This is a genomic window from Nitrincola tapanii, from assembly GCF_008368715.1.
GTDB lineage: Bacteria > Pseudomonadota > Gammaproteobacteria > Pseudomonadales > Balneatricaceae > Nitrincola > Nitrincola tapanii.
In genome coordinates, this window is the sequence record NZ_SMRS01000007.1 from 35,795 (window position 1) to 52,913 (window position 17,119).

Genomic DNA, 17,119 nt, shown 5'->3' on the forward strand with positions numbered 1-17,119 from the left:
AGTGCTGGTCAGACCTCTGTGTCTGACCCATAGGTTAATTAAAGCAGACGCTTGCGCTCATTAGAAGGCGGAATGTTGAGTGCCTCACGGTATTTTGCAACGGTGCGTCTTGCGACGTTGATGCCTTGCTCCATCAGGAGCTGAGCAATTTTATTGTCGCTAAGGGGTTTGGCTGGATTTTCACCGGCCACCAGTTTTTTCATTAAAGCTCGAATGGCGGTTGAGGAAGCACCTTCGCCATCCGCAGTATTCACCTGGCTGGAAAAGAAATACTTGAGCTCGAAGATGCCGCGCGGGGTATGAATGAATTTCTGTGTGGTGACACGGGAAATGGTTGATTCATGCATTGAAACCGCTTCGGCAATATCGTGTAAGACCATCGGCTTCATCCCTTCTTCACCGTATTCAAGAAAATCACGCTGGCGCTCAACGATCTCGGTCGCCACACGCAAAAGGGTATCGTTACGGCTCAACAGGCTTTTCAGGAACCATCGCGCTTCTTGTAAGTGATTTTTTAAATAGGTGTTGTCGGCGCTGTTGTCGGCACGGCGGATGAGGTCAGCATACTCGGAATTGATCCGCAGACGTGGCGAAGTATCAGGGTTTAGGCTGACTAACCATTCATCTTTAACTTTTTTCACCACAACATCGGGAATCACATACTCAGAGCGCGACGAGACAATCATGGCTCCGGGTTTTGGATTCAAGGACTGAATCAGGCTAATGACTTCCGCCAACTCCTGATCACGCAGGCGCAGTTTGCGCAGCAGCGTTTTGTAGTCGTGATTACCCAAAAGCGGTAAAAAATCACGAGCCAGACGTAGTGCTTCAGTGCGCCAGAGCAGTGTGTCGGGTAATTGCTGGAGTTGGATGCATAAGCACTCACTTAAATCACGTGCGGCTACACCCGGTGGATCAAACTGCTGCACACGATGCAATACAGCAAGGATTTCATCCAGTTCGATGTCGGCAAACAGCTCAGAATCTTGCTCGACAAACTGCTCAAGGAGCTCTTCAGCACTGATCTGAAGATAGCCATCCGTATCGATACCGTCGATGATTGCTTCCGCGACCAAGCGATCCTTGTCGCTCATTGGAGTCAGATTAAGTTGCCAGGTCAGATGATCCTGAAGCGTTTCTTCATGGCTGTCGTTTTCATTGTCCATCCAATCGCTATCGGCATTGGAACTGCCGCTGGATTGATGCTGGAAGGTGTCTTCCCATTGGCTGTCTGTTGGCAGATCTTCGGGAATATGTTCGTTCCACTCATGCTCCATTTCGGCGTCATCAGACGTGTAGTCCTGCTCCTCATTGGCAGAGGAGAGCCGATTGTCTGGCGGGTTTTCCTGAGGAGACTCTAAATTACTTCCCGCTTCGACTTCTTGATCATGCTCGTCTTCACTGATCTCAAGCAGGGGGTTGCTTTCCAGTGCTTGTTGGATTTCCTGTTGCAGATCCAAGGTGGAAAGTTGCAGAAGACGTATTGCCTGCTGCAGCTGCGGCGTCATGGTCAGGTGCTGGCCGATCTTTAGATGTAACGCTTGCTTCATACCGGTCAGATTATCCAGGGTTGGCAGAAATAAAAGACAATATTAAAGAGAAAACTGCTCGCCTAAATAGGCTGCACGAACCTGTTGATTCGCCATTATGTCAGATGGGCTGCCTTCTGCAAGGATTGTCCCTTCACTGACAATATAGGCGCGCTCGCAGATATCCAAGGTTTCACGCACATTGTGATCGGTGATCAAAATGCCGATGCCACGAGCTTGCAGATGACGGATGGTTTGTTTGATGTCATTGACCGAGATGGGGTCTACACCCGCAAAAGGCTCATCTAACAGAATAAAGGCGGGTTCTGTGGCCAGAGCGCGCGCAATTTCAACACGGCGTCGTTCACCTCCGGACAAAGCCATGCCTAGGCTGTTGCGTAGGTGAGTGATATGAAACTCTTCCAGCAGTTCATCAAGAAGCTGCAAACGCTCGTTGCGCTTGAGTTCCTTACGCGTTTCGAGAATCGCCATAAGGTTATCGGCGACACTGAGTTTACGAAACACAGAGGCCTCTTGGGGTAGATAACCGATCCCTCGGCGGGCGCGCCCGTGCATGGGTAGGCGTGTAATGTCATCGCCGCCGATGCGTATCGCGCCCTGATCGGCAGCGATTAAGCCGACGATCATGTAAAAACAGGTGGTTTTGCCTGCACCATTGGGTCCCAGGAGGCCGACTATCTCACCTTGACGGATACTCATCGAAACATCGCGTACCACCTGGCGGCCTTTGTAGGCCTTGGCTAGATGCAGTGCTTCCAGTTGTTGGGTCATTAGTTGCTAGCCTTAGGCTGAATAATCATTTCCACGCGCTGCCCACCACTGCGTTCGCTGCCGAAAGCATCGACGATCGACTTCTCCATATTGTAGACGATCCGCTCACCTGTGAAGTTATCTCCAGCTTGTTCAACTCGTGCCTGTTCGGTGATGGTGATGAGTTGGGCGTTCACCCGATAATCCATCTGTAAACCATAGGCTTTGGTGACGGGCTGATTCTGTGTCGCCTGTTGCTGGAAGTGGGCGGGGGAGCCGGTGGATATAATGCGTGAAATATTGCCTTCTTTATCACGGTGCATCTCTACCCGTGCGCCGGTTAGCAGCATGCTGCCCTGGCGAATCTCCACGTTACCGGTGTAAACCGAGATGCCGGTGGTTTCGTTCATACTGGCTTTGTCGGCACTGACACGAATCGGCTGGTTTTTGTCATCCGGGAGAGCCTGAGCGCTGGATGCCAGGAGGAGCCCTACACAAAACAGGGCACGTAGAAGGTTAGTTTTTGACATAAGATCCTCTTACCTCGGACAGCAGATCAACACGGCGCTGGTCTAACCAGGCTTGCATGCCAATCGCATCGGTACGGCTCTGGCCTCGAGTCACCGTGACTGGGGCATCCGTTTCAGCATAATTTTCTGGAGGTAGCAGGCGTAGCACTGAGGTGGTTAAGCGTGTCTCTAATCCAGTAGGCGAATTATCGATAACCTCTACGTGACCTGCAAGCTCAATCTCGCTTTCGTCATCCTGCATAATGCCGTGATCGGCACGGACGCGTGTGGGTTCACCCTCGGGTTGGGGGAGTCGCAGTAAAGGCTCGGTAAGATGCAGAACATCTTGTCCAGGTTTGTGCACCACAAGAGGGGAGTCCAATTCGCGTGCCAGCTCACCCATGGTGTTAAATTGTTGCATCTGAGCATTGACCATAAAAAAGTCGATACGCTCTGGATCGTTTGCATCGCTGAGCCGAGTTTGACCGGGTGTGCCAAACAGCCCCCAATAAATCAAAGGCAGGCTGACGAAAAATAAAGGGAGCAGCCAGCGCAGCTTTAACCCGCGTACCATCAGCGGAAAGCCTCAAGAAGTGATTGAAGTTTGCCTTGCGCGGAGAGAATGGTTTCACAGAACTCGCGCGCGGCACCTTCGCCACCGGAGCGACGTGTACACCAGTCCGCTTCCGCGCAGACTAAAGGGTGGCCGTTCGGGACACTGGCACCAAAAGCCACAGTCGTGATGGCGGATAGATCGGGGAGGTCATCGCCTATATAAGCAGTGGTGCGTGCAGATTCACCACTCTCTTTCCAGATTTCAGTCAAGGCATCGAGCTTGTCTTCACGCCCTTGTAAAAGATAGGTGATGCCTAAAGCTTTAGCACGCATGGTGACTTGGGATGAGCTGCGGCCGGTGATAATGGCGGTTTTCAAGCCCGCTTGATGCAGGAGTTTGATGCCCAGGCCATCTAATGTGTTAAAGGTTTTAATCTCTTGGCCATCCGGTAGAAAGAGCAGCTGGCCATTGGTGAGTACGCCATCGACATCAAATACGACCAGTTTAACCGGTTGTAGGCGTTCGATGAGCGCGTTGGAGAGAGGTTGTGACATACACAAGCATCCTTTTAACAGAGATCAGATAACACCGGCTTTTAATAGATCGTGCATATTTAAAGCACCGACCAGCTGTTGTTGCGCGTCGGTAACCAGCAGGGCGTTGATTTTACGGCTCTGCATTAACTCTAACGCCTCGGCCGCCAGGGCACCGGAGGCGATGGTTGCGCCGCCTCGAGTCATCACTTCCGCAATGGCCGTCTGTTTTAGATCCAGGTTTTGATCCAGGGTTCGACGTAAATCACCATCTGTGAAAATACCGACCAACCGGTTGTCGCGATCGACGACGGCGGTCATGCCTAAGCGTTTGCGCGTAATTTCTAATAAAGCCAGATGAATCGGAGTGTCGGCTTGGACGCGAGGAATCTCTTCGCCGCTGTGCATAATATCGTCGACACGTAAGAGTAAACGTCGGCCTAGGCTGCCACCTGGGTGGGAAAACGCAAAGTCCTCTTCGCTGAATCCGCGTGCTTCTAACAGGGCAATGGCCAGAGCATCCCCCAGTGCCAACTGTGCCGTGGTGCTGGAGGTGGGTGCTAGGTTTAACGGGCAAGCCTCGCGCTCGATCGGTAGATGTAGATTCACATCAGCAAAGCGTGACAGGGTGGAATGAGGATTGGAGGTGATGCTGATCAAAGGCGCTTTCATGCGTTTGATCAGAGGCAGGATCGTCACCAGCTCGGAGGTTTCTCCCGAGTTGGAAAGCGCTAAAACCACATCCTTAGAGGTAAACATGCCGAGATCACCATGGCTGGCTTCCGCGGGGTGAACAAAAAAAGCGGGTGTGCCGGTGCTGGCGAGGGTGGCGGCGATTTTATTGCCTATATGGCCAGATTTGCCCATGCCGGTGACAATAACGCGCCCTTCACAAAGGATTAAGAGACGACAGGCGGCGGCAAAATCACCATTCAGTTGATGAGCCAGGGCTTGAATCGTGTCTATCTCGATCGCTAGGGTGCGTTGAGCACTGGATAAAAAATCAAAATCGATGTTCGGGCGTGTCATGGGCAGGCGAGCCTTGTGTTCACATCAGGGATGAATAAACCTTAAGTTTACCCCACTCAACCGGCTTACGCATCCACGTCTGGATCCAGTCCTCAGGCATCTTGTGCAAAGCTTAAGCAACTTCGTTTTATTGTTGGTCAGGCTGATGGTATATTTGGCAACTTTATGGCTGTAAATCTTGAAGTAGGTTAAGTGAATGGATGCCGAAAAGCGCGCTTCCGTCTATCGTCCATCGCCGCAAGACACCATCATCGAAGTCACCGACATGACCTTCTCGCGTGGATCGCGCAAGATCTTTGATGGCGTGAGTCTGCGTATTCCTAAGGGCAAAGTGACGGCTATTATGGGGCCGTCGGGGACTGGAAAAACCACCCTGCTGAAGCTGATAGGTGGTCAGCTTTTGCCTGATTCCGGTGAAATCCGCCTCGAAGGCCAGAATATTCCTGGCCTGAGCCGACGTGAATTATTTGTCGTGCGTGAGCGGATGGGCATGCTCTTTCAGAGCGGTGCTCTGTTTACCGACATGAATGTATTTGACAATGTTGCCTTCCCGATTCGGGTGCATACTCAGCTGCCCGAAGACATGATTCGTGACATAGTGCTGATGAAGTTGAACGCGGTGGGTTTACGCGGCGCGGTTAAACTCATGCCCAGTGAGTTGTCGGGCGGCATGGCTCGACGTGTGGCCCTGGCACGTGCGATAGCGCTCGATCCCGATATTGTGATGTACGATGAGCCTTTTACCGGACAGGACCCAATCGCAATGGGCGTGCTTGTCAACTTGATTAAACGTTTGAACGAAGCGCTGGGGCATAGCAGTATCATCGTCTCTCACGATATACAGGAAACCCTTTCGATCGCTGATTACATTTACCTCCTATCCGATGGCAAGGTCATTGCCGAGGGGACACCGGAGGAGTTACGCCAGGTGGAAAGTGAGAAGGTGCGTCAGTTTGTTGAGGGTTTGCCCGATGGCCCTGTGCCTTTCCACTATCCGGCACCGGATTATGTGGAGCAGCTGATGTCGACAGGAGAAACCCGGTGATAGATCGTATTCAACGACTTGGACACAAAACACTCTCCAAATTGGCGGCTTTTGGCCGTTCCGGGCAAATTCTATTGCAGTCGGTTGTAGCGCGTCCGGCACCCTTGATGATGTTGCCGCTGCTGATTAAGCAGATCTATTTTGTCGGTGTGCTGTCTCTGGTGATTATTGTTGTCTCGGGTGCATTCATCGGCATGGTGCTGGGGTTGCAGGGGTACACCATTCTGGTGGACTACGGCTCTGAACAGGCCGTGGGGCAGATGGTCGCACTGAGCTTGTTGCGCGAGTTAGCCCCGGTCGTGACGGCACTTCTCTTCGCCGGCCGTGCAGGTTCTGCGCTTACAGCGGAAATTGGCTTGATGAAAGCCACCGAGCAGCTGGCGAGTTTGGAGATGATCGGCGTGGATCCCTTGCGTCGAATTATCGCGCCACGTTTATATGCAGGGTTTATCTGCATGCCCCTGTTGTCGATGATTTTTGCCGTGGTGGGCATTTGGGGTGCTGCGGTGGTCGCGATTGACTGGTTAGGTATCTACAGTGGTGCTTATTGGGCAAACATGCAGCAATCTGTGGATTTTTGGAACGATGTGGTCAACGGACTGATCAAAGCGGTGGTCTTTGGTTTTGTCGTGACTTGGATCGCGGTCTACCAGGGTTATGACTGTATCCCAACTTCTGAGGGGATCAGTCAGGCGACAACGCGTACCGTGGTTTACTCATCCTTGGCTGTTCTTGGGCTGGATTTTATTCTTACCGCTTTGATGTTTGGAGATTTTTAACATGCGTATGCGTACCCTAGAAATCAGCGTAGGCGCTTTTATGCTGATCGGTTTTTTGGCTTTGATCGTACTGGCGTTGAACGTTAGCGGCCTGAACATGGCACCTAAAAGTGGCAGCTATAAACTCTATGCAAATTTTGAGAATATAGGTGGCCTGACCACGCGTGCTAAGGTCGCGATGTCGGGCGTGCAGATAGGTGAAGTGCGTGCCATACGTTTGGACCCACGCCTGTTGATGGCCGAAGTGGAATTAGAAATCTACGCCGATGTTGATTATCTCAGTACTGACAGTTCGGCGATGATTTTGACTTCCGGTCTCTTGGGCCAGCAGTATATCGGCATTATTCCAGGCGGTGATGAAGAGGTTCTGGGTGAGGGCGACTTCATTTTTAATACCCAGTCGGCTCTGGTGTTAGAAGATCTGGTGGGCAAGTTTTTGATGAATCAAGTGAGTGAATAAGATGACCTTGAAAAAAAGCTATTTTGGCTGGTTTCTGGCGGGACTGGTAACACTACTCAGCAGCCAGACGCAAGCCGCAGATGAGTCTTGGCAGGCGGCCAGTCAAGTGGTTGAACAAACCACTGAAAAAATGCTGGTGTTGATGGACGATAAGTCTTTACGTGCGACCAGTAATCGTGAGCGCCTGCAACATGAGATTGAAAGCATCGTGACGCCGGTGATTGATTTCTACGGTTTCGGTCGCGGTGTCATGGGGCGTTTTGCACGCACCGCGACAGAGGAAGAGCTTACGCGCTTCTCTGATATCTTAAAAACGACGTTGGTACGTACCTACTCGATTGCGATGAGTGATTTTTCAGTTAAAGAGTATCGTATTCTGCCACCCCGTGCGCCAAGTCCACAGCCAGATATGCAGGTTGTGAATGTGGTTTTGACATCGGGTAACAACAAAACCTTTAACGTCATGTACTACATGCGTAAGGTTGAGGGTAACTGGATGCTGGTTAACGTTATGGTGGAGGGGATTAACTTGCGTTTAACCTTCCAGAACCAGTTTGCAGACATGTATCAGCGTAGTCGTAGTATTGCCGCTGTAATTGATAATTGGGAAGAACGTGTGGCGAGCACAGTCGCTCAGGTCATTGAAGATGTCGAAAGTTGAGTTGATGGCTGCGGGGCAGATACGCGTTGAGGGAGATTTGCTCTTTTCAACCGTTGTGCCGATACGTGAGCAGCTGGTACGTCTACTGCGCGATCAAGCAGGTGAAGTAAAAGTGGATTTTTCGGCAGTTGGTCGCGTCGACAGCTCCGCCCTTTCGTTATGGTTATGTTGTGAACGTCAAGCTAAACAGCAAGGGCTTAAGTTGAATGCTCAGGCCGTTCCCCAGGATTTGATGTCCATCGCACGTTTAGTGGGTTTTGAGACAGATCTCCACTGAAGCTGTATTCTAGGGTCGAATTGGCGTAATGCCTTTTCGACCCTTTTTCGTTATGATTCCCCACCTAGATAAGAACTGATCCTTCCGGAGTAAAAATATGCAGGCTGCAGAAGTGAAGCAGATTATTGAAAATCAACTCGAAGGCTGTGAAGTTTTGACCGCAGGTGAGGGTTGTGATTTTCAGATTACCGTTGTCGGTGACATCTTTGCCGGCTTAACACCCGTGAAAAAGCAGCAGTTAGTCTATGGCTGTTTGAACAAGCAGATTGCCAGTGGTGCGATTCATGCGGTGACCATTCGTACCTATACCCCAGAGCAGTGGGCTGCGCTCAACGCATCCGCTTAAGTCCCTCAGATTAGGAAACCGGAATGGAAAAGTTATTGATCGAGGGCGGCAGTTGTTTGAATGGCGAAGTGCGTATTTCGGGTGCTAAGAACGCAGCCCTTCCCATTCTCGCGGCGACTTTGCTTGCAGAAGAGCCTGTGCATATCAGCAATCTTCCCCATTTGCATGACATCACGACCATGCTGGAGCTGTTGCGCCGTTTAGGGGTCGAGCTAACTCTAGATGAAAAGCTCAGCATTGAAATTGATGCCAGCCAAGTGCACTCGGTGGTTGCGCCTTATGATTTGGTCAAAACCATGCGTGCCTCCATTCTGGTTTTAGGGCCTTTATTGGCACGTTTTGGTCAGGCAGAAGTTTCTTTGCCGGGGGGATGTGCCATTGGTAGCCGTCCTGTGGATCTGCATCTGCGTGGTCTGGAAGCAATGGGTGCTGAGATCGAAGTGGAAGCCGGGTATATTCGTGCGCGTAGCTCTGGGCGCTTGAAGGGTGGTCGTGTTTTCTTTGATACGGTGACGGTCACTGGCACTGAAAATATTCTGATGGCAGCAACCCTCGCAGAGGGCGAAACCATCATTGAAAATGCGGCGCGCGAACCTGAAGTGGTCGATCTAGCGAACTGCTTGAACGCCATGGGAGCCGATATTCGGGGTGCTGGCACGGATACCATTGTGGTCAAGGGTGTTGCTGCCCTTAAGGGCTGCCATTATCCAGTGATGGCCGATCGTATTGAAACGGGTACTTTCCTGGTTGCGGCCGCAGCAACCGGCGGACGGGTTCGTACCAAAAATACACGTCCAGATACGTTGGATGCTGTGTTGCAAAAATTAAGTGAAGCCGGTGCCGAGATTACGACGGGTGATGATTGGATCGAGTTAGATATGCAGGGGCGTCGTCCGAAAGCGGTCAATCTCACTACAGCACCCTATCCAGCTTTCCCAACGGATATGCAGGCACAATTTGCCGCCATGAACACTGTGGCCCTTGGGGTAGGGATTATCCGGGAAACGATTTTTGAAAATCGCTTTATGCATATGCAAGAGATGCGTCGTTTGGGTGCAAACATCAATATTGATGGTAACACCGCGGTGATTGAAGGCGTAAAGCGCTTGAAAGCGGCACCGGTGATGGCTACAGATCTGCGTGCTTCCGCCAGCCTAGTGATCGCAGCGTTGGTTGCCGAAGGGGATACCCTAATAGATCGTATCTACCATATAGATCGTGGTTACGAATGTATTGAAGAAAAGTTCCAATCATTGGGTGCGCGCATTCGCCGTATCCCAGGTTAAGAGAGAAGTCGATGTCACAGCAGCTTACGATCGCTCTATCTAAAGGGCGTATACTTGAAGAAACCCTGCCGCTCTTGGCTGCGGCTGATATTTTTCCGGCTGAAGATATATTCAAGAGCCGTAAGCTGACGTTTGAGACCAACCATCCTCATATACGCTTATTAGTGATCCGCGCAACCGATGTGCCGACTTATGTCGAATATGGCGGCGCGGATATGGGGGTTGCGGGTAAAGACGTATTAATGGAACACGGCGGAGAAGGTTTGTACGAACCTTTGGATCTGGAAATCTCGCGCTGTCGTTTAATGGTGGCGGGCTTAAAAGATGCGCCGCGTGTGGAAGGCCGGATGCGAGTGGCGACCAAATTTGTCCGGATCACTCAGGAATATTATGCCCGTTTAGGTGTCCAAGTGGATCTGGTGAAGCTGTATGGTGCGATGGAATTAGCACCGATCATGGGATTGGCCGATCGCATTGTCGATATTGTGGACACGGGTAACACTCTGCGTGCGAACGGTTTGGAAGCCTTTGAACACATTGCCGATATCAGCTCACGCTTAGTGGTTGGGCAGCCCTCCATGAAGATGAAATATGCATTAATTCAGCCAATTTTGGATAAGATTCAAGCCGCTGTGGTGGCAAAGCGTGAGGGTAATTTATGAGCCGTATAGCGATTCGTCGTCTCAACTCCCGTCAGTCAGATTTTAATCTTCAACTCGATCAGTTACTGGCTTGGGAGAGTGTCTCAGATACCCGTGTAAATGCCGTAGTGGATGAAGTCATCGCAGAAGTGAAAGCACGTGGTGATGAAGCCTTGATCGAATACACCAATCGTTTTGATCGTATGTCTGTGGATTCGATGCAAGCGCTGGAGATGGGAGCTGAACGTTTACAACAATCTTTAGCTTCCTTGCCCGATGCCCAGCGTCAAGCGTTAGAAAAAGCGGCGGATCGCATTCGGGTCTATCACGAGCGCCAGAAAGGTGAGTCTTGGACCTATACCGAAGCAGACGGCACACTGCTGGGTCAGCAGGTAACACCAATGGATCGAGTCGGTATTTATGTTCCCGGAGGTAAAGCGGCTTACCCATCCTCAGTATTGATGAATGCTTTACCCGCTAAGGTGGCGGGAGTCAAAGAGATCATCATGGTGGTGCCAACCCCTGATGGTGTGGTCAATGAACTAGTCTTGGCAGCAGCGGCCTTAGCCGGTGTGGATCGTGTCTTTACGATAGGGGGGGCTCAGGCAGTAGCGGCTCTTGCTTATGGCACTCAGACAGTTCCGCGTGTCGATAAAATCGTAGGCCCAGGCAATATCTATGTGGCAACCGCTAAGCGTGCCGTATTTGGCGCGGTTGGAATTGATATGATTGCAGGCCCTTCAGAGATACTGGTGATCTGTGATGGCCAAACCGATCCTGATTGGATTGCGATGGATCTCTTTTCTCAGGCGGAGCATGATGAGGACGCACAGTCGATTCTGATCTGCCCAGATGCCGCCTTTATTGATCGGGTTGAAGAGAGTATCCAGCGTCTATTGCCGACGATGGAGCGTGCCGAGATTATTGCCGTCTCGATTCAGAATCGGGCGGCTTTAATCGAAGTCGCTGATCTGCATGAAGCGGCTGAGTTGAGTAACCGTATTGCACCTGAGCATTTGGAATTATCGGTTGCCGATCCGCAGGCGCTGTTGCCGGAGATACGTCATGCGGGTGCTATTTTTATGGGGCGTTACACGGCTGAATCACTGGGGGATTACTGTGCTGGACCTAACCATGTTCTGCCGACATCCGGTACGGCACGCTTCTCCTCGCCATTAGGGGTTTATGACTTCCAAAAACGCTCATCGCTGATCATGTTTTCGGCACAGGGAGCATCGGAAATGGGTAAAGTTGCCTCTGTCCTGGCGCGTGGCGAGAGTTTGACAGCTCATGCACGTTCTGCAGAGTATCGAATTTTAGATTAAGGATTCTGCTCTCTATTCTCTGCTTTGCCGCATAGGTATTTTTTGCACAGAGCAGAGATGCTTCTGGATTAGGTGCTTCTGGATTAGGGGTGCCATTACCATTAGGAGTGCAACAACCCAGCCTCAAGACCTATCGGGATTGAGGCTGGGGTCGTTCTTGAGTGGTGGCGACAACCGATAATGCTCGACCATTACGAACCAGCTGTAAGCGTACTGTGTCATTCGGCCTTAAACGTGCGATGCGATTCATCAGCACACGCGCACTATTCACTTCTTCACCATTAATCGCGATGAGGATATCACCGGGTTGAATGCCCGCTTGATGGGCCGGACCGTTGCGAAAAATACCGGCGATGATCACACCCTGGCGACTGTCCAAGCCAAATGATTCTGCTAAGCGCGGTGTCAAATCTTGAGTTTCGATGCCCAACCAGCCACGAATCACACGTCCATGTTCAATTAGGTCTTGCATCACTTGGCGAGCCACGCTGGCGGGAATGGCAAAGCCTATACCATGCGAGCCGCCAGACTGAGAAAAAATAGCGGTATTGATGCCCAGGAGGTGGCCTTGGCTGTCGATCAAAGCACCTCCTGAATTACCCGGATTGATAGCGGCATCCGTTTGAATGAAGTTTTCATAAGTGCTCAAGCCAATACTGTTTCGACCTATGGCACTGATAATCCCCATGGTGACAGTTTGGCCGACACCGAAAGGGTTGCCTATGGCTAAGACGATATCCCCAACACGCTGTTGATCTGAGGTGTTCAGAGTCAGGCTAGGCAGCTCGGGTAGATCGATGCGCAAGACCGCTAAATCCGTTTCAGGATCGGAGCCTATGACCCGTGCCAAGGCTTCACGACCATCCTGTAAAGAGACAACGATACTATCCGCGCCGTTGATCACATGATGATTGGTGACGACATAGCCTTGTGGGCTCAGAATGACGCCTGAACCCAAACTAGATTGGATTCGCTCTTGTTGGGGTAGACGATCGGTATTAAAAAAATGGCGGAAAAAAGGGTCGTTTAATAAAGGATTACTCGGTTGACGCACCACGGTGCGTGTATAGATATTCACCACTGCAGGTGCGGCGAGATCAACCGCATCCGCATAAGAGGGCAGCGGGGAGGGGGAGGGCTTATCTTGGCCAGAAACTTGGGTTTCTTTGATCTCAATACGATGCACTTCAGGCGTCAAGAGTCCGGGAAAAAGCTGTATGATAAGTAACGCGGCCAGTACGCCGGTCAAGATCGGCCAGCCGAAAAAATGAAAAGTCCGCATCCGTCCGTCACTTTTTGAAAATAAAACGCATTATACGGATTCCGGTAGTATTTTGGGAATGAGCGATGTCGAAAGCCTGGGTTGAGCGTAAACGTTTAGTAGAATATTGCGATGACTTATTACAAAGTCGGCGTTTCTCCGATTATTGTCCGAATGGATTGCAGGTCGAGGGAAGTCAAAAAATTGGCCGTTTAGTCACGGGTGTGACTGCGTGTCAGGCCTTGTTGGATGAGGCGGTGGCTTGGCAGGCGGATGCCCTATTGGTGCATCATGGCTATTTCTGGAAGGGCGAAGCCTCTGCGATTACCGGGATTAAACGCCAGCGTTTGGCAACCTTACTCACTCATGAGATCAATCTGATCGCGTATCATCTACCCTTAGATGCACATGCGGTGTATGGCAATAATGCGCGACTGGGTAAACGCTTAGGTTTGGAAGTGAGTGATAGCTTAGAGCCAGGGAATCCTCTGGCAATAGGTCACTTAGGTTTGCTCAGCCCGAGTTTGAGTTTATCTGAGTTTAGTCAGCGGGTGCGCCTTGCTTTGGGCCGTGAGCCGCAAGTTATCAAAGGTGGCGAACATCCGGTTAGAAAAGTCGCTTGGTGTACCGGTGCGGCAGAACGTTATATTGAGCAGGCATACGAGCTGGGTGCAGATACCTACATCAGCGGTGAGATCTCTGAACCGGTGGTGCATTTTGCACGCGAAGCCGGTATTCATTATATCGGTGCCGGGCATCATGCGACGGAGCGTTACGGTGTTCAAGCCTTGGGTGAGCACTTGGCGCGTCATTTTGGCTTAGAACACCGTTTTATCGATATTGACAATCCTGTCTAATCGTTTAGGCCTTAGGTTTGTCCGTGACTTCGGTTTCTGGCAAGCCTGGATCTGGCTGAGGGGGTGTAGAGGCGTCATCGGGTTGTTTTTTCAAGCCATAATTGGCGGAAAGGGTGCCTGGATCTTCTGGTTTTTTCGGAGCATAGTCGCGCGGTGCCTCCGGTGCTGGGCTGGCCTGAACCGCACCCCCATCTGAGTCAGGATTAGGTTGGGGGGAGGAGGCCGGAGCTTCATCTGTGACGGCCTTTTCCAGACGCGGATAAAACGCATCCTCTAAGGCGGCACGGGTTTTGGCATCACTGCAGAGTTCATCTGCACTCTTGGCGAGGTGCTGGTGGACTTCACGGTACTGTTCAGTCAGCTGATTCACCAGGGTAGCGGTTTTCTGGAAATGGGCTGCGACTTCGGTTTTGTAGCGATCCATTTCGGTGCGAGAACCGTTCAGCTCCTCTTCCAAGCGTTTACGCTGATCATCTCCGCGCCCAGATCCGCCGAGTAGATAACCAATCAAAATGCCAATCGCTAAGGCGACTACAGCCAAAATCCACATGGTTTCTTGTTCCACGTGCAGACTCCTCTCTTATTCGGGTTAATCTCCATCTCCTCTTCATCATAGCATGATCGCCTGAAGATAAGTCGATAGATCAATAGCCTAGCTTTGAGTTCCTATATGCTGATTTACTCACTGATCGGCTGGGTGGGTTTCCAGAAAATCTCCTGACCCCCTTGTTCACGGGCTAGGGTACGTGCCACCACAAAGAGTAGATCGGAGAGACGATTCAGATAAGCCGCACCTAAGGGGTTCAGAATCTCACCATCGGTCGCGGCTAATTCGACCAAGCGTCGCTCGGCACGACGACACACACTGCGTGCAAAATGAGCTGAGGCGGCTGCGTGACTCCCGCCAGGAAGAATGAATTCACGCAGCGGGGGAAGCGCTTCGTTGAGTTGATCCAGGAATAACTCCAACTCTTGAATCCGCTCTAAACGAATCACTGTGTAGTCAGGATCGGCGATGGCTAACTCGCCACCTAGATCAAATAGGTCATTCTGAATCTGCTGCAAAGAGGCGTGCAGACGGTGCTGAGGCTTTAACTCAGCATTCAGCAGGCCAATCAGACTGTTTAGCTCATCCACATCCCCGAGGGCTTCAATGCGTGGATGAGATTTAGGGAGGCGTTTGCCGTTCGCCAAACCAGTGGTGCCTTTATCGCCACTGCGAGTATAGATGCGGTCGAGGCGGTCAGACATGAGGAGGTCCTTGTATTAGAGAAATGACTGATCTTGCTCTAGAGCATAGAGGAAGTGCCCAGACTTGCCCAGAGGGAGAGATCAGACAGGAGAGAGGCGCTCGTGTTGAGCGCCCTGAAATCTCCTGTCGTGTTTAGCCTAAGGCTTAAAAGCGATAGGTTAGACTGGTTTCAAAGTAGCGGCTGGGTGTGTTGTAACCCAGTGCTTGCTCGTAATCTTTATCAAAGAGATTGTCGATTTTTGCGCTGAGTCTCCAGTCTTTAGCAAGTTGCCAATGGGCGCGAGTGTTGACTAGGGCATAACCTCCCATACGCTGATCACCAAAGTCATAACGTTTGCTTTGTCCTTCAAGTGAGAACCCAGCTCCCCAGATTGTATCCTGGTAGTCAACATCAATGCGGCCATGCTCACGTGCTCGACGAAGCAGAAGGGAGTCATCTTGACGATTCATTGGATCTTGTAAGGTGATGGCTGCGCCAAACTGCCATTGTGCAAGCTGATAGCCTAGACTGAGTTCGCTGCCGCGAATACGTGATTTGTTGATGTTAATATTTTGACCATTTGTCCAAACAATCAGATTATCAATATCGTTTTGGAATACACGGATTTCAGCATGCATCGCGTTATTGGGTTGATAGCGCCAGAAGAGTTCATGATTCAACGCTTCTTCAGCTTTTAAGTTTGGGTTAGCACCCCACCAGGCTGGACCATACAGCTCGATGAAGTTAGGTGCGCGATAGCCTTGCGACAGAGTCGCTCCCAGGGTATGTACGTCGTTGATTTGCCAGCTCACGCCTAGATTGGCATTGGTTTGTTCGCCAAAAAAAGCATCATCATCATGTCTGGCACCGAGAGAGAGTGTCCAGGCCTCATGTATTTGATAGTGAGTCTGTAGAAATAAACCATAGATTTCTCGACTCTTACGGGAAAAGTTTGTCGCCTCCAGGAGACGCTCTTTTTGTGTATCTAGACCTGTGACTAGACGATAACGCTCTGTTGTGAAAGTGGCTTTTAAGCCCAGCTGATCGCGTTGGGTTTTGACCTGGCCGTTACTCTGACCGGCTCGAAAATCGCGACGATCTTCATCCACGCGTTGCAAGGCGGTGTCTAGTAGCCAATTCTCTGTCAGCTGGTGTATCCAGCCTAGATTCAGTGTTTGTAATGCAAAATTCTGTTTGCATAAAGGATGATCCCAGCAATCATATTCATTCGTGCCCTGGCTACGCAGATATCCCGCAGATAAGGTGTTACGCTCATCTAAATCCTGCTCAACTTGCAGGCGCAGCGCATAATGCTCAAAACCATCCTTCTCACCGCTGGTATCGGCCTGGGTGGCATTAAAGCCGTCGGATTTGCGATAGCTCAATGCGGAGTTAAATCTTGTGGCTTCCTGTGTGGCGCTAAAGCTGGCATCCGTCAGTTGAGTATTCTGTTGACCCGCTCCAACGCGGATCTCGCCCTGTGTGCCCGCAAGCGCCGCTTTGCGGGTGATAATATTCACCACGCCACCAATCGCATCGGCACCCCAAACGCTCGATTGAGGACCGCGAACAATTTCAATCCGTTCAATCTGACTGACAGGAATGAACTCCCAGCGTACCGAACCATCAATGGGACTATTGGCTTTGACGCCATCAATTAAAACTAGCGTGTGATTGGAGTTACTCCCTCTGAGGAAGAGGCTGGTCTGTGATCCGGCACCTCCATTACTCGCAAACTCCACGCCAGGAAAGCCGCGAAGCAGTTGAGCCACCGATTCGGGTTGACGGCGTTCGATCTCGGCACGCGTGATCACACTGGTGGCGGCAAGCGTTTCACGCAAGGGTTGATCGATACGTAAAGGTGTGGTGACCGTGACGAGTAATGGGTCGAGATGATGATTTTCAGCCTGAGCTGAGAGGCTGGCAGCTAGAATGGCGCTGGCCAGAAGTGTTTTATGTAGCGGTTTTCGATTCAGTAGAGAGTTGTTCAAGACACTGTCCTCATACGCAAAATTTAGGCGT

20 protein-coding genes are annotated in these 17,119 nt (G+C 51.1%); 10 read left to right on the forward strand and 10 right to left on the reverse strand.

Annotated elements, in window-relative coordinates:
- Window positions 1–38 precede the first annotated feature (38 nt).
- Genes E1H14_RS09760 through E1H14_RS09785 form a run of 6 tightly spaced genes read right to left on the reverse strand, consistent with a single transcriptional unit; the run spans window position 39 to window position 4,927 of the window.
- Entirely contained in the window at window positions 39–1,550 is a 1,512-nt protein-coding gene (locus E1H14_RS09760) for an RNA polymerase factor sigma-54 (RefSeq protein ID WP_149391288.1), read from the reverse strand.
- 42 nt (window positions 1,551–1,592) lie between these two features.
- Window positions 1,593–2,321 (reverse strand): LPS export ABC transporter ATP-binding protein, encoded by a 729-nt coding sequence (gene lptB / locus E1H14_RS09765; RefSeq protein ID WP_149391289.1) that lies wholly within the window; start codon window positions 2,319–2,321, stop codon window positions 1,593–1,595.
- Entirely contained in the window at window positions 2,321–2,830 is a 510-nt protein-coding gene (lptA, locus tag E1H14_RS09770; protein WP_149391290.1) for a lipopolysaccharide transport periplasmic protein LptA, read from the reverse strand. Before lptA ends, lptB begins: the two co-directional genes overlap by 1 nt.
- Entirely contained in the window at window positions 2,817–3,383 is a 567-nt protein-coding gene (lptC, locus tag E1H14_RS09775; protein WP_149391291.1) for an LPS export ABC transporter periplasmic protein LptC, read from the reverse strand. Before lptC ends, lptA begins: the two co-directional genes overlap by 14 nt.
- Window positions 3,383–3,919, reverse strand: a complete 537-nt coding sequence (locus tag E1H14_RS09780; RefSeq protein WP_149391292.1) for a KdsC family phosphatase — start codon at window positions 3,917–3,919, stop codon at window positions 3,383–3,385. Before E1H14_RS09780 ends, lptC begins: the two co-directional genes overlap by 1 nt.
- A gap of 24 nt (window positions 3,920–3,943) precedes the next feature.
- Window positions 3,944–4,927 carry a KpsF/GutQ family sugar-phosphate isomerase gene (locus E1H14_RS09785; RefSeq protein ID WP_149391293.1) on the reverse strand — a complete coding sequence of 328 codons (984 nt, stop codon included), beginning with the start codon at window positions 4,925–4,927 and terminating at the stop codon, window positions 3,944–3,946.
- Between the two features lie 265 nt (window positions 4,928–5,192).
- Here E1H14_RS09785 and E1H14_RS09790 point away from each other — a divergent pair, with 265 nt between their 5' ends.
- From E1H14_RS09790 to hisD, 9 genes are all read left to right on the forward strand, one after another.
- Complete coding sequence (locus tag E1H14_RS09790; protein WP_407670252.1) at window positions 5,193–5,972, forward strand: ATP-binding cassette domain-containing protein; 780 nt, start codon at window positions 5,193–5,195, stop codon at window positions 5,970–5,972.
- Window positions 5,969–6,751 carry a lipid asymmetry maintenance ABC transporter permease subunit MlaE gene (gene mlaE, locus E1H14_RS09795; protein WP_149391295.1) on the forward strand — a complete coding sequence of 261 codons (783 nt, stop codon included), beginning with the start codon at window positions 5,969–5,971 and terminating at the stop codon, window positions 6,749–6,751. The genes E1H14_RS09790 and mlaE overlap by 4 nt, the downstream gene beginning before the upstream one ends.
- Window position 6,752: 1 nt before the next feature.
- On the forward strand, window positions 6,753–7,211 hold the full coding sequence (gene mlaD / locus E1H14_RS09800) for an outer membrane lipid asymmetry maintenance protein MlaD (RefSeq protein ID WP_149391296.1): 459 nt from the start codon (window positions 6,753–6,755) through the stop codon (window positions 7,209–7,211).
- A gap of 1 nt (window position 7,212) precedes the next feature.
- On the forward strand, window positions 7,213–7,872 hold the full coding sequence (locus E1H14_RS09805; RefSeq protein WP_149391297.1) for an MlaC/ttg2D family ABC transporter substrate-binding protein: 660 nt from the start codon (window positions 7,213–7,215) through the stop codon (window positions 7,870–7,872).
- Complete coding sequence (locus E1H14_RS09810) at window positions 7,859–8,149, forward strand: STAS domain-containing protein (protein WP_149391298.1); 291 nt, start codon at window positions 7,859–7,861, stop codon at window positions 8,147–8,149. The genes E1H14_RS09805 and E1H14_RS09810 overlap by 14 nt, the downstream gene beginning before the upstream one ends.
- 97 nt (window positions 8,150–8,246) lie before the next feature.
- Window positions 8,247–8,495 (forward strand): BolA family protein, encoded by a 249-nt coding sequence (locus E1H14_RS09815; protein ID WP_149391299.1) that lies wholly within the window; start codon window positions 8,247–8,249, stop codon window positions 8,493–8,495.
- Between the two features lie 23 nt (window positions 8,496–8,518).
- The gene (murA, locus tag E1H14_RS09820) at window positions 8,519–9,781 is read left to right on the forward strand and encodes a UDP-N-acetylglucosamine 1-carboxyvinyltransferase (RefSeq protein WP_149391300.1); all 1,263 of its coding nucleotides are present in this window, start codon (window positions 8,519–8,521) and stop codon (window positions 9,779–9,781) included.
- Between the two features lie 11 nt (window positions 9,782–9,792).
- Window positions 9,793–10,443, forward strand: a complete 651-nt coding sequence (gene hisG, locus E1H14_RS09825) for an ATP phosphoribosyltransferase (RefSeq protein ID WP_149391301.1) — start codon at window positions 9,793–9,795, stop codon at window positions 10,441–10,443.
- The gene (gene hisD / locus E1H14_RS09830; protein WP_149391302.1) at window positions 10,440–11,747 is read left to right on the forward strand and encodes a histidinol dehydrogenase; all 1,308 of its coding nucleotides are present in this window, start codon (window positions 10,440–10,442) and stop codon (window positions 11,745–11,747) included. Before hisG ends, hisD begins: the two co-directional genes overlap by 4 nt.
- Before the next feature lie 130 nt (window positions 11,748–11,877).
- Here hisD and E1H14_RS09835 read toward each other — a convergent pair whose 3' ends face one another.
- Complete coding sequence (locus E1H14_RS09835) at window positions 11,878–13,029, reverse strand: Do family serine endopeptidase (protein ID WP_149391303.1); 1,152 nt, start codon at window positions 13,027–13,029, stop codon at window positions 11,878–11,880.
- A 65-nt stretch (window positions 13,030–13,094) separates the two neighbouring features.
- On the opposite strand from E1H14_RS09835, the gene E1H14_RS09840 reads away from it, so the two are divergent.
- Window positions 13,095–13,865 carry a Nif3-like dinuclear metal center hexameric protein gene (locus tag E1H14_RS09840; protein WP_149391304.1) on the forward strand — a complete coding sequence of 257 codons (771 nt, stop codon included), beginning with the start codon at window positions 13,095–13,097 and terminating at the stop codon, window positions 13,863–13,865.
- 4 nt (window positions 13,866–13,869) lie between these two features.
- On the opposite strand, the gene E1H14_RS09845 is transcribed toward E1H14_RS09840, so the two are convergent.
- From E1H14_RS09845 to E1H14_RS09855, 3 genes are all read right to left on the reverse strand, one after another.
- A complete protein-coding gene (locus tag E1H14_RS09845; RefSeq protein WP_149391305.1) occupies window positions 13,870–14,430 on the reverse strand; it encodes a YhcB family protein in 561 nt (186 codons plus the stop codon).
- Between the two features lie 113 nt (window positions 14,431–14,543).
- Complete coding sequence (locus E1H14_RS09850; protein ID WP_149391306.1) at window positions 14,544–15,116, reverse strand: cob(I)yrinic acid a,c-diamide adenosyltransferase; 573 nt, start codon at window positions 15,114–15,116, stop codon at window positions 14,544–14,546.
- 145 nt (window positions 15,117–15,261) lie between these two features.
- The gene (locus E1H14_RS09855; RefSeq protein ID WP_160142058.1) at window positions 15,262–17,088 is read right to left on the reverse strand and encodes a TonB-dependent receptor domain-containing protein; all 1,827 of its coding nucleotides are present in this window, start codon (window positions 17,086–17,088) and stop codon (window positions 15,262–15,264) included.
- Between the last annotated feature and the right edge of the window lie 31 nt (window positions 17,089–17,119).

Bases quoted from the DNA above. Each gene is read 5' to 3' on its own strand.
- hisD (WP_149391302.1), top strand. From the start codon at position 10,440: ATGAGCCGTATAGCGATTCGTCGTCTCAACTCCCGTCAGTCAGATTTT.
- lptA (WP_149391290.1), bottom strand. From the start codon at position 2,830: ATGTCAAAAACTAACCTTCTACGTGCCCTGTTTTGTGTAGGGCTCCTC.
- E1H14_RS09815 (WP_149391299.1), top strand. From the start codon at position 8,247: ATGCAGGCTGCAGAAGTGAAGCAGATTATTGAAAATCAACTCGAAGGC.
- E1H14_RS09835 (WP_149391303.1), bottom strand. From the start codon at position 13,029: ATGCGGACTTTTCATTTTTTCGGCTGGCCGATCTTGACCGGCGTACTG.
- E1H14_RS09780 (WP_149391292.1), bottom strand. From the start codon at position 3,919: ATGTCACAACCTCTCTCCAACGCGCTCATCGAACGCCTACAACCGGTT.
- lptB (WP_149391289.1), bottom strand. From the start codon at position 2,321: ATGACCCAACAACTGGAAGCACTGCATCTAGCCAAGGCCTACAAAGGC.
- E1H14_RS09785 (WP_149391293.1), bottom strand. From the start codon at position 4,927: ATGACACGCCCGAACATCGATTTTGATTTTTTATCCAGTGCTCAACGC.
- lptC (WP_149391291.1), bottom strand. From the start codon at position 3,383: ATGGTACGCGGGTTAAAGCTGCGCTGGCTGCTCCCTTTATTTTTCGTC.
- E1H14_RS09760 (WP_149391288.1), bottom strand. From the start codon at position 1,550: ATGAAGCAAGCGTTACATCTAAAGATCGGCCAGCACCTGACCATGACG.
- E1H14_RS09810 (WP_149391298.1), top strand. From the start codon at position 7,859: ATGTCGAAAGTTGAGTTGATGGCTGCGGGGCAGATACGCGTTGAGGGA.
- mlaD (WP_149391296.1), top strand. From the start codon at position 6,753: ATGCGTATGCGTACCCTAGAAATCAGCGTAGGCGCTTTTATGCTGATC.
- murA (WP_149391300.1), top strand. From the start codon at position 8,519: ATGGAAAAGTTATTGATCGAGGGCGGCAGTTGTTTGAATGGCGAAGTG.
- E1H14_RS09805 (WP_149391297.1), top strand. From the start codon at position 7,213: ATGACCTTGAAAAAAAGCTATTTTGGCTGGTTTCTGGCGGGACTGGTA.
- hisG (WP_149391301.1), top strand. From the start codon at position 9,793: ATGTCACAGCAGCTTACGATCGCTCTATCTAAAGGGCGTATACTTGAA.
- E1H14_RS09840 (WP_149391304.1), top strand. From the start codon at position 13,095: ATGTCGAAAGCCTGGGTTGAGCGTAAACGTTTAGTAGAATATTGCGAT.
- E1H14_RS09790 (WP_407670252.1), top strand. From the start codon at position 5,193: ATGACCTTCTCGCGTGGATCGCGCAAGATCTTTGATGGCGTGAGTCTG.
- E1H14_RS09850 (WP_149391306.1), bottom strand. From the start codon at position 15,116: ATGTCTGACCGCCTCGACCGCATCTATACTCGCAGTGGCGATAAAGGC.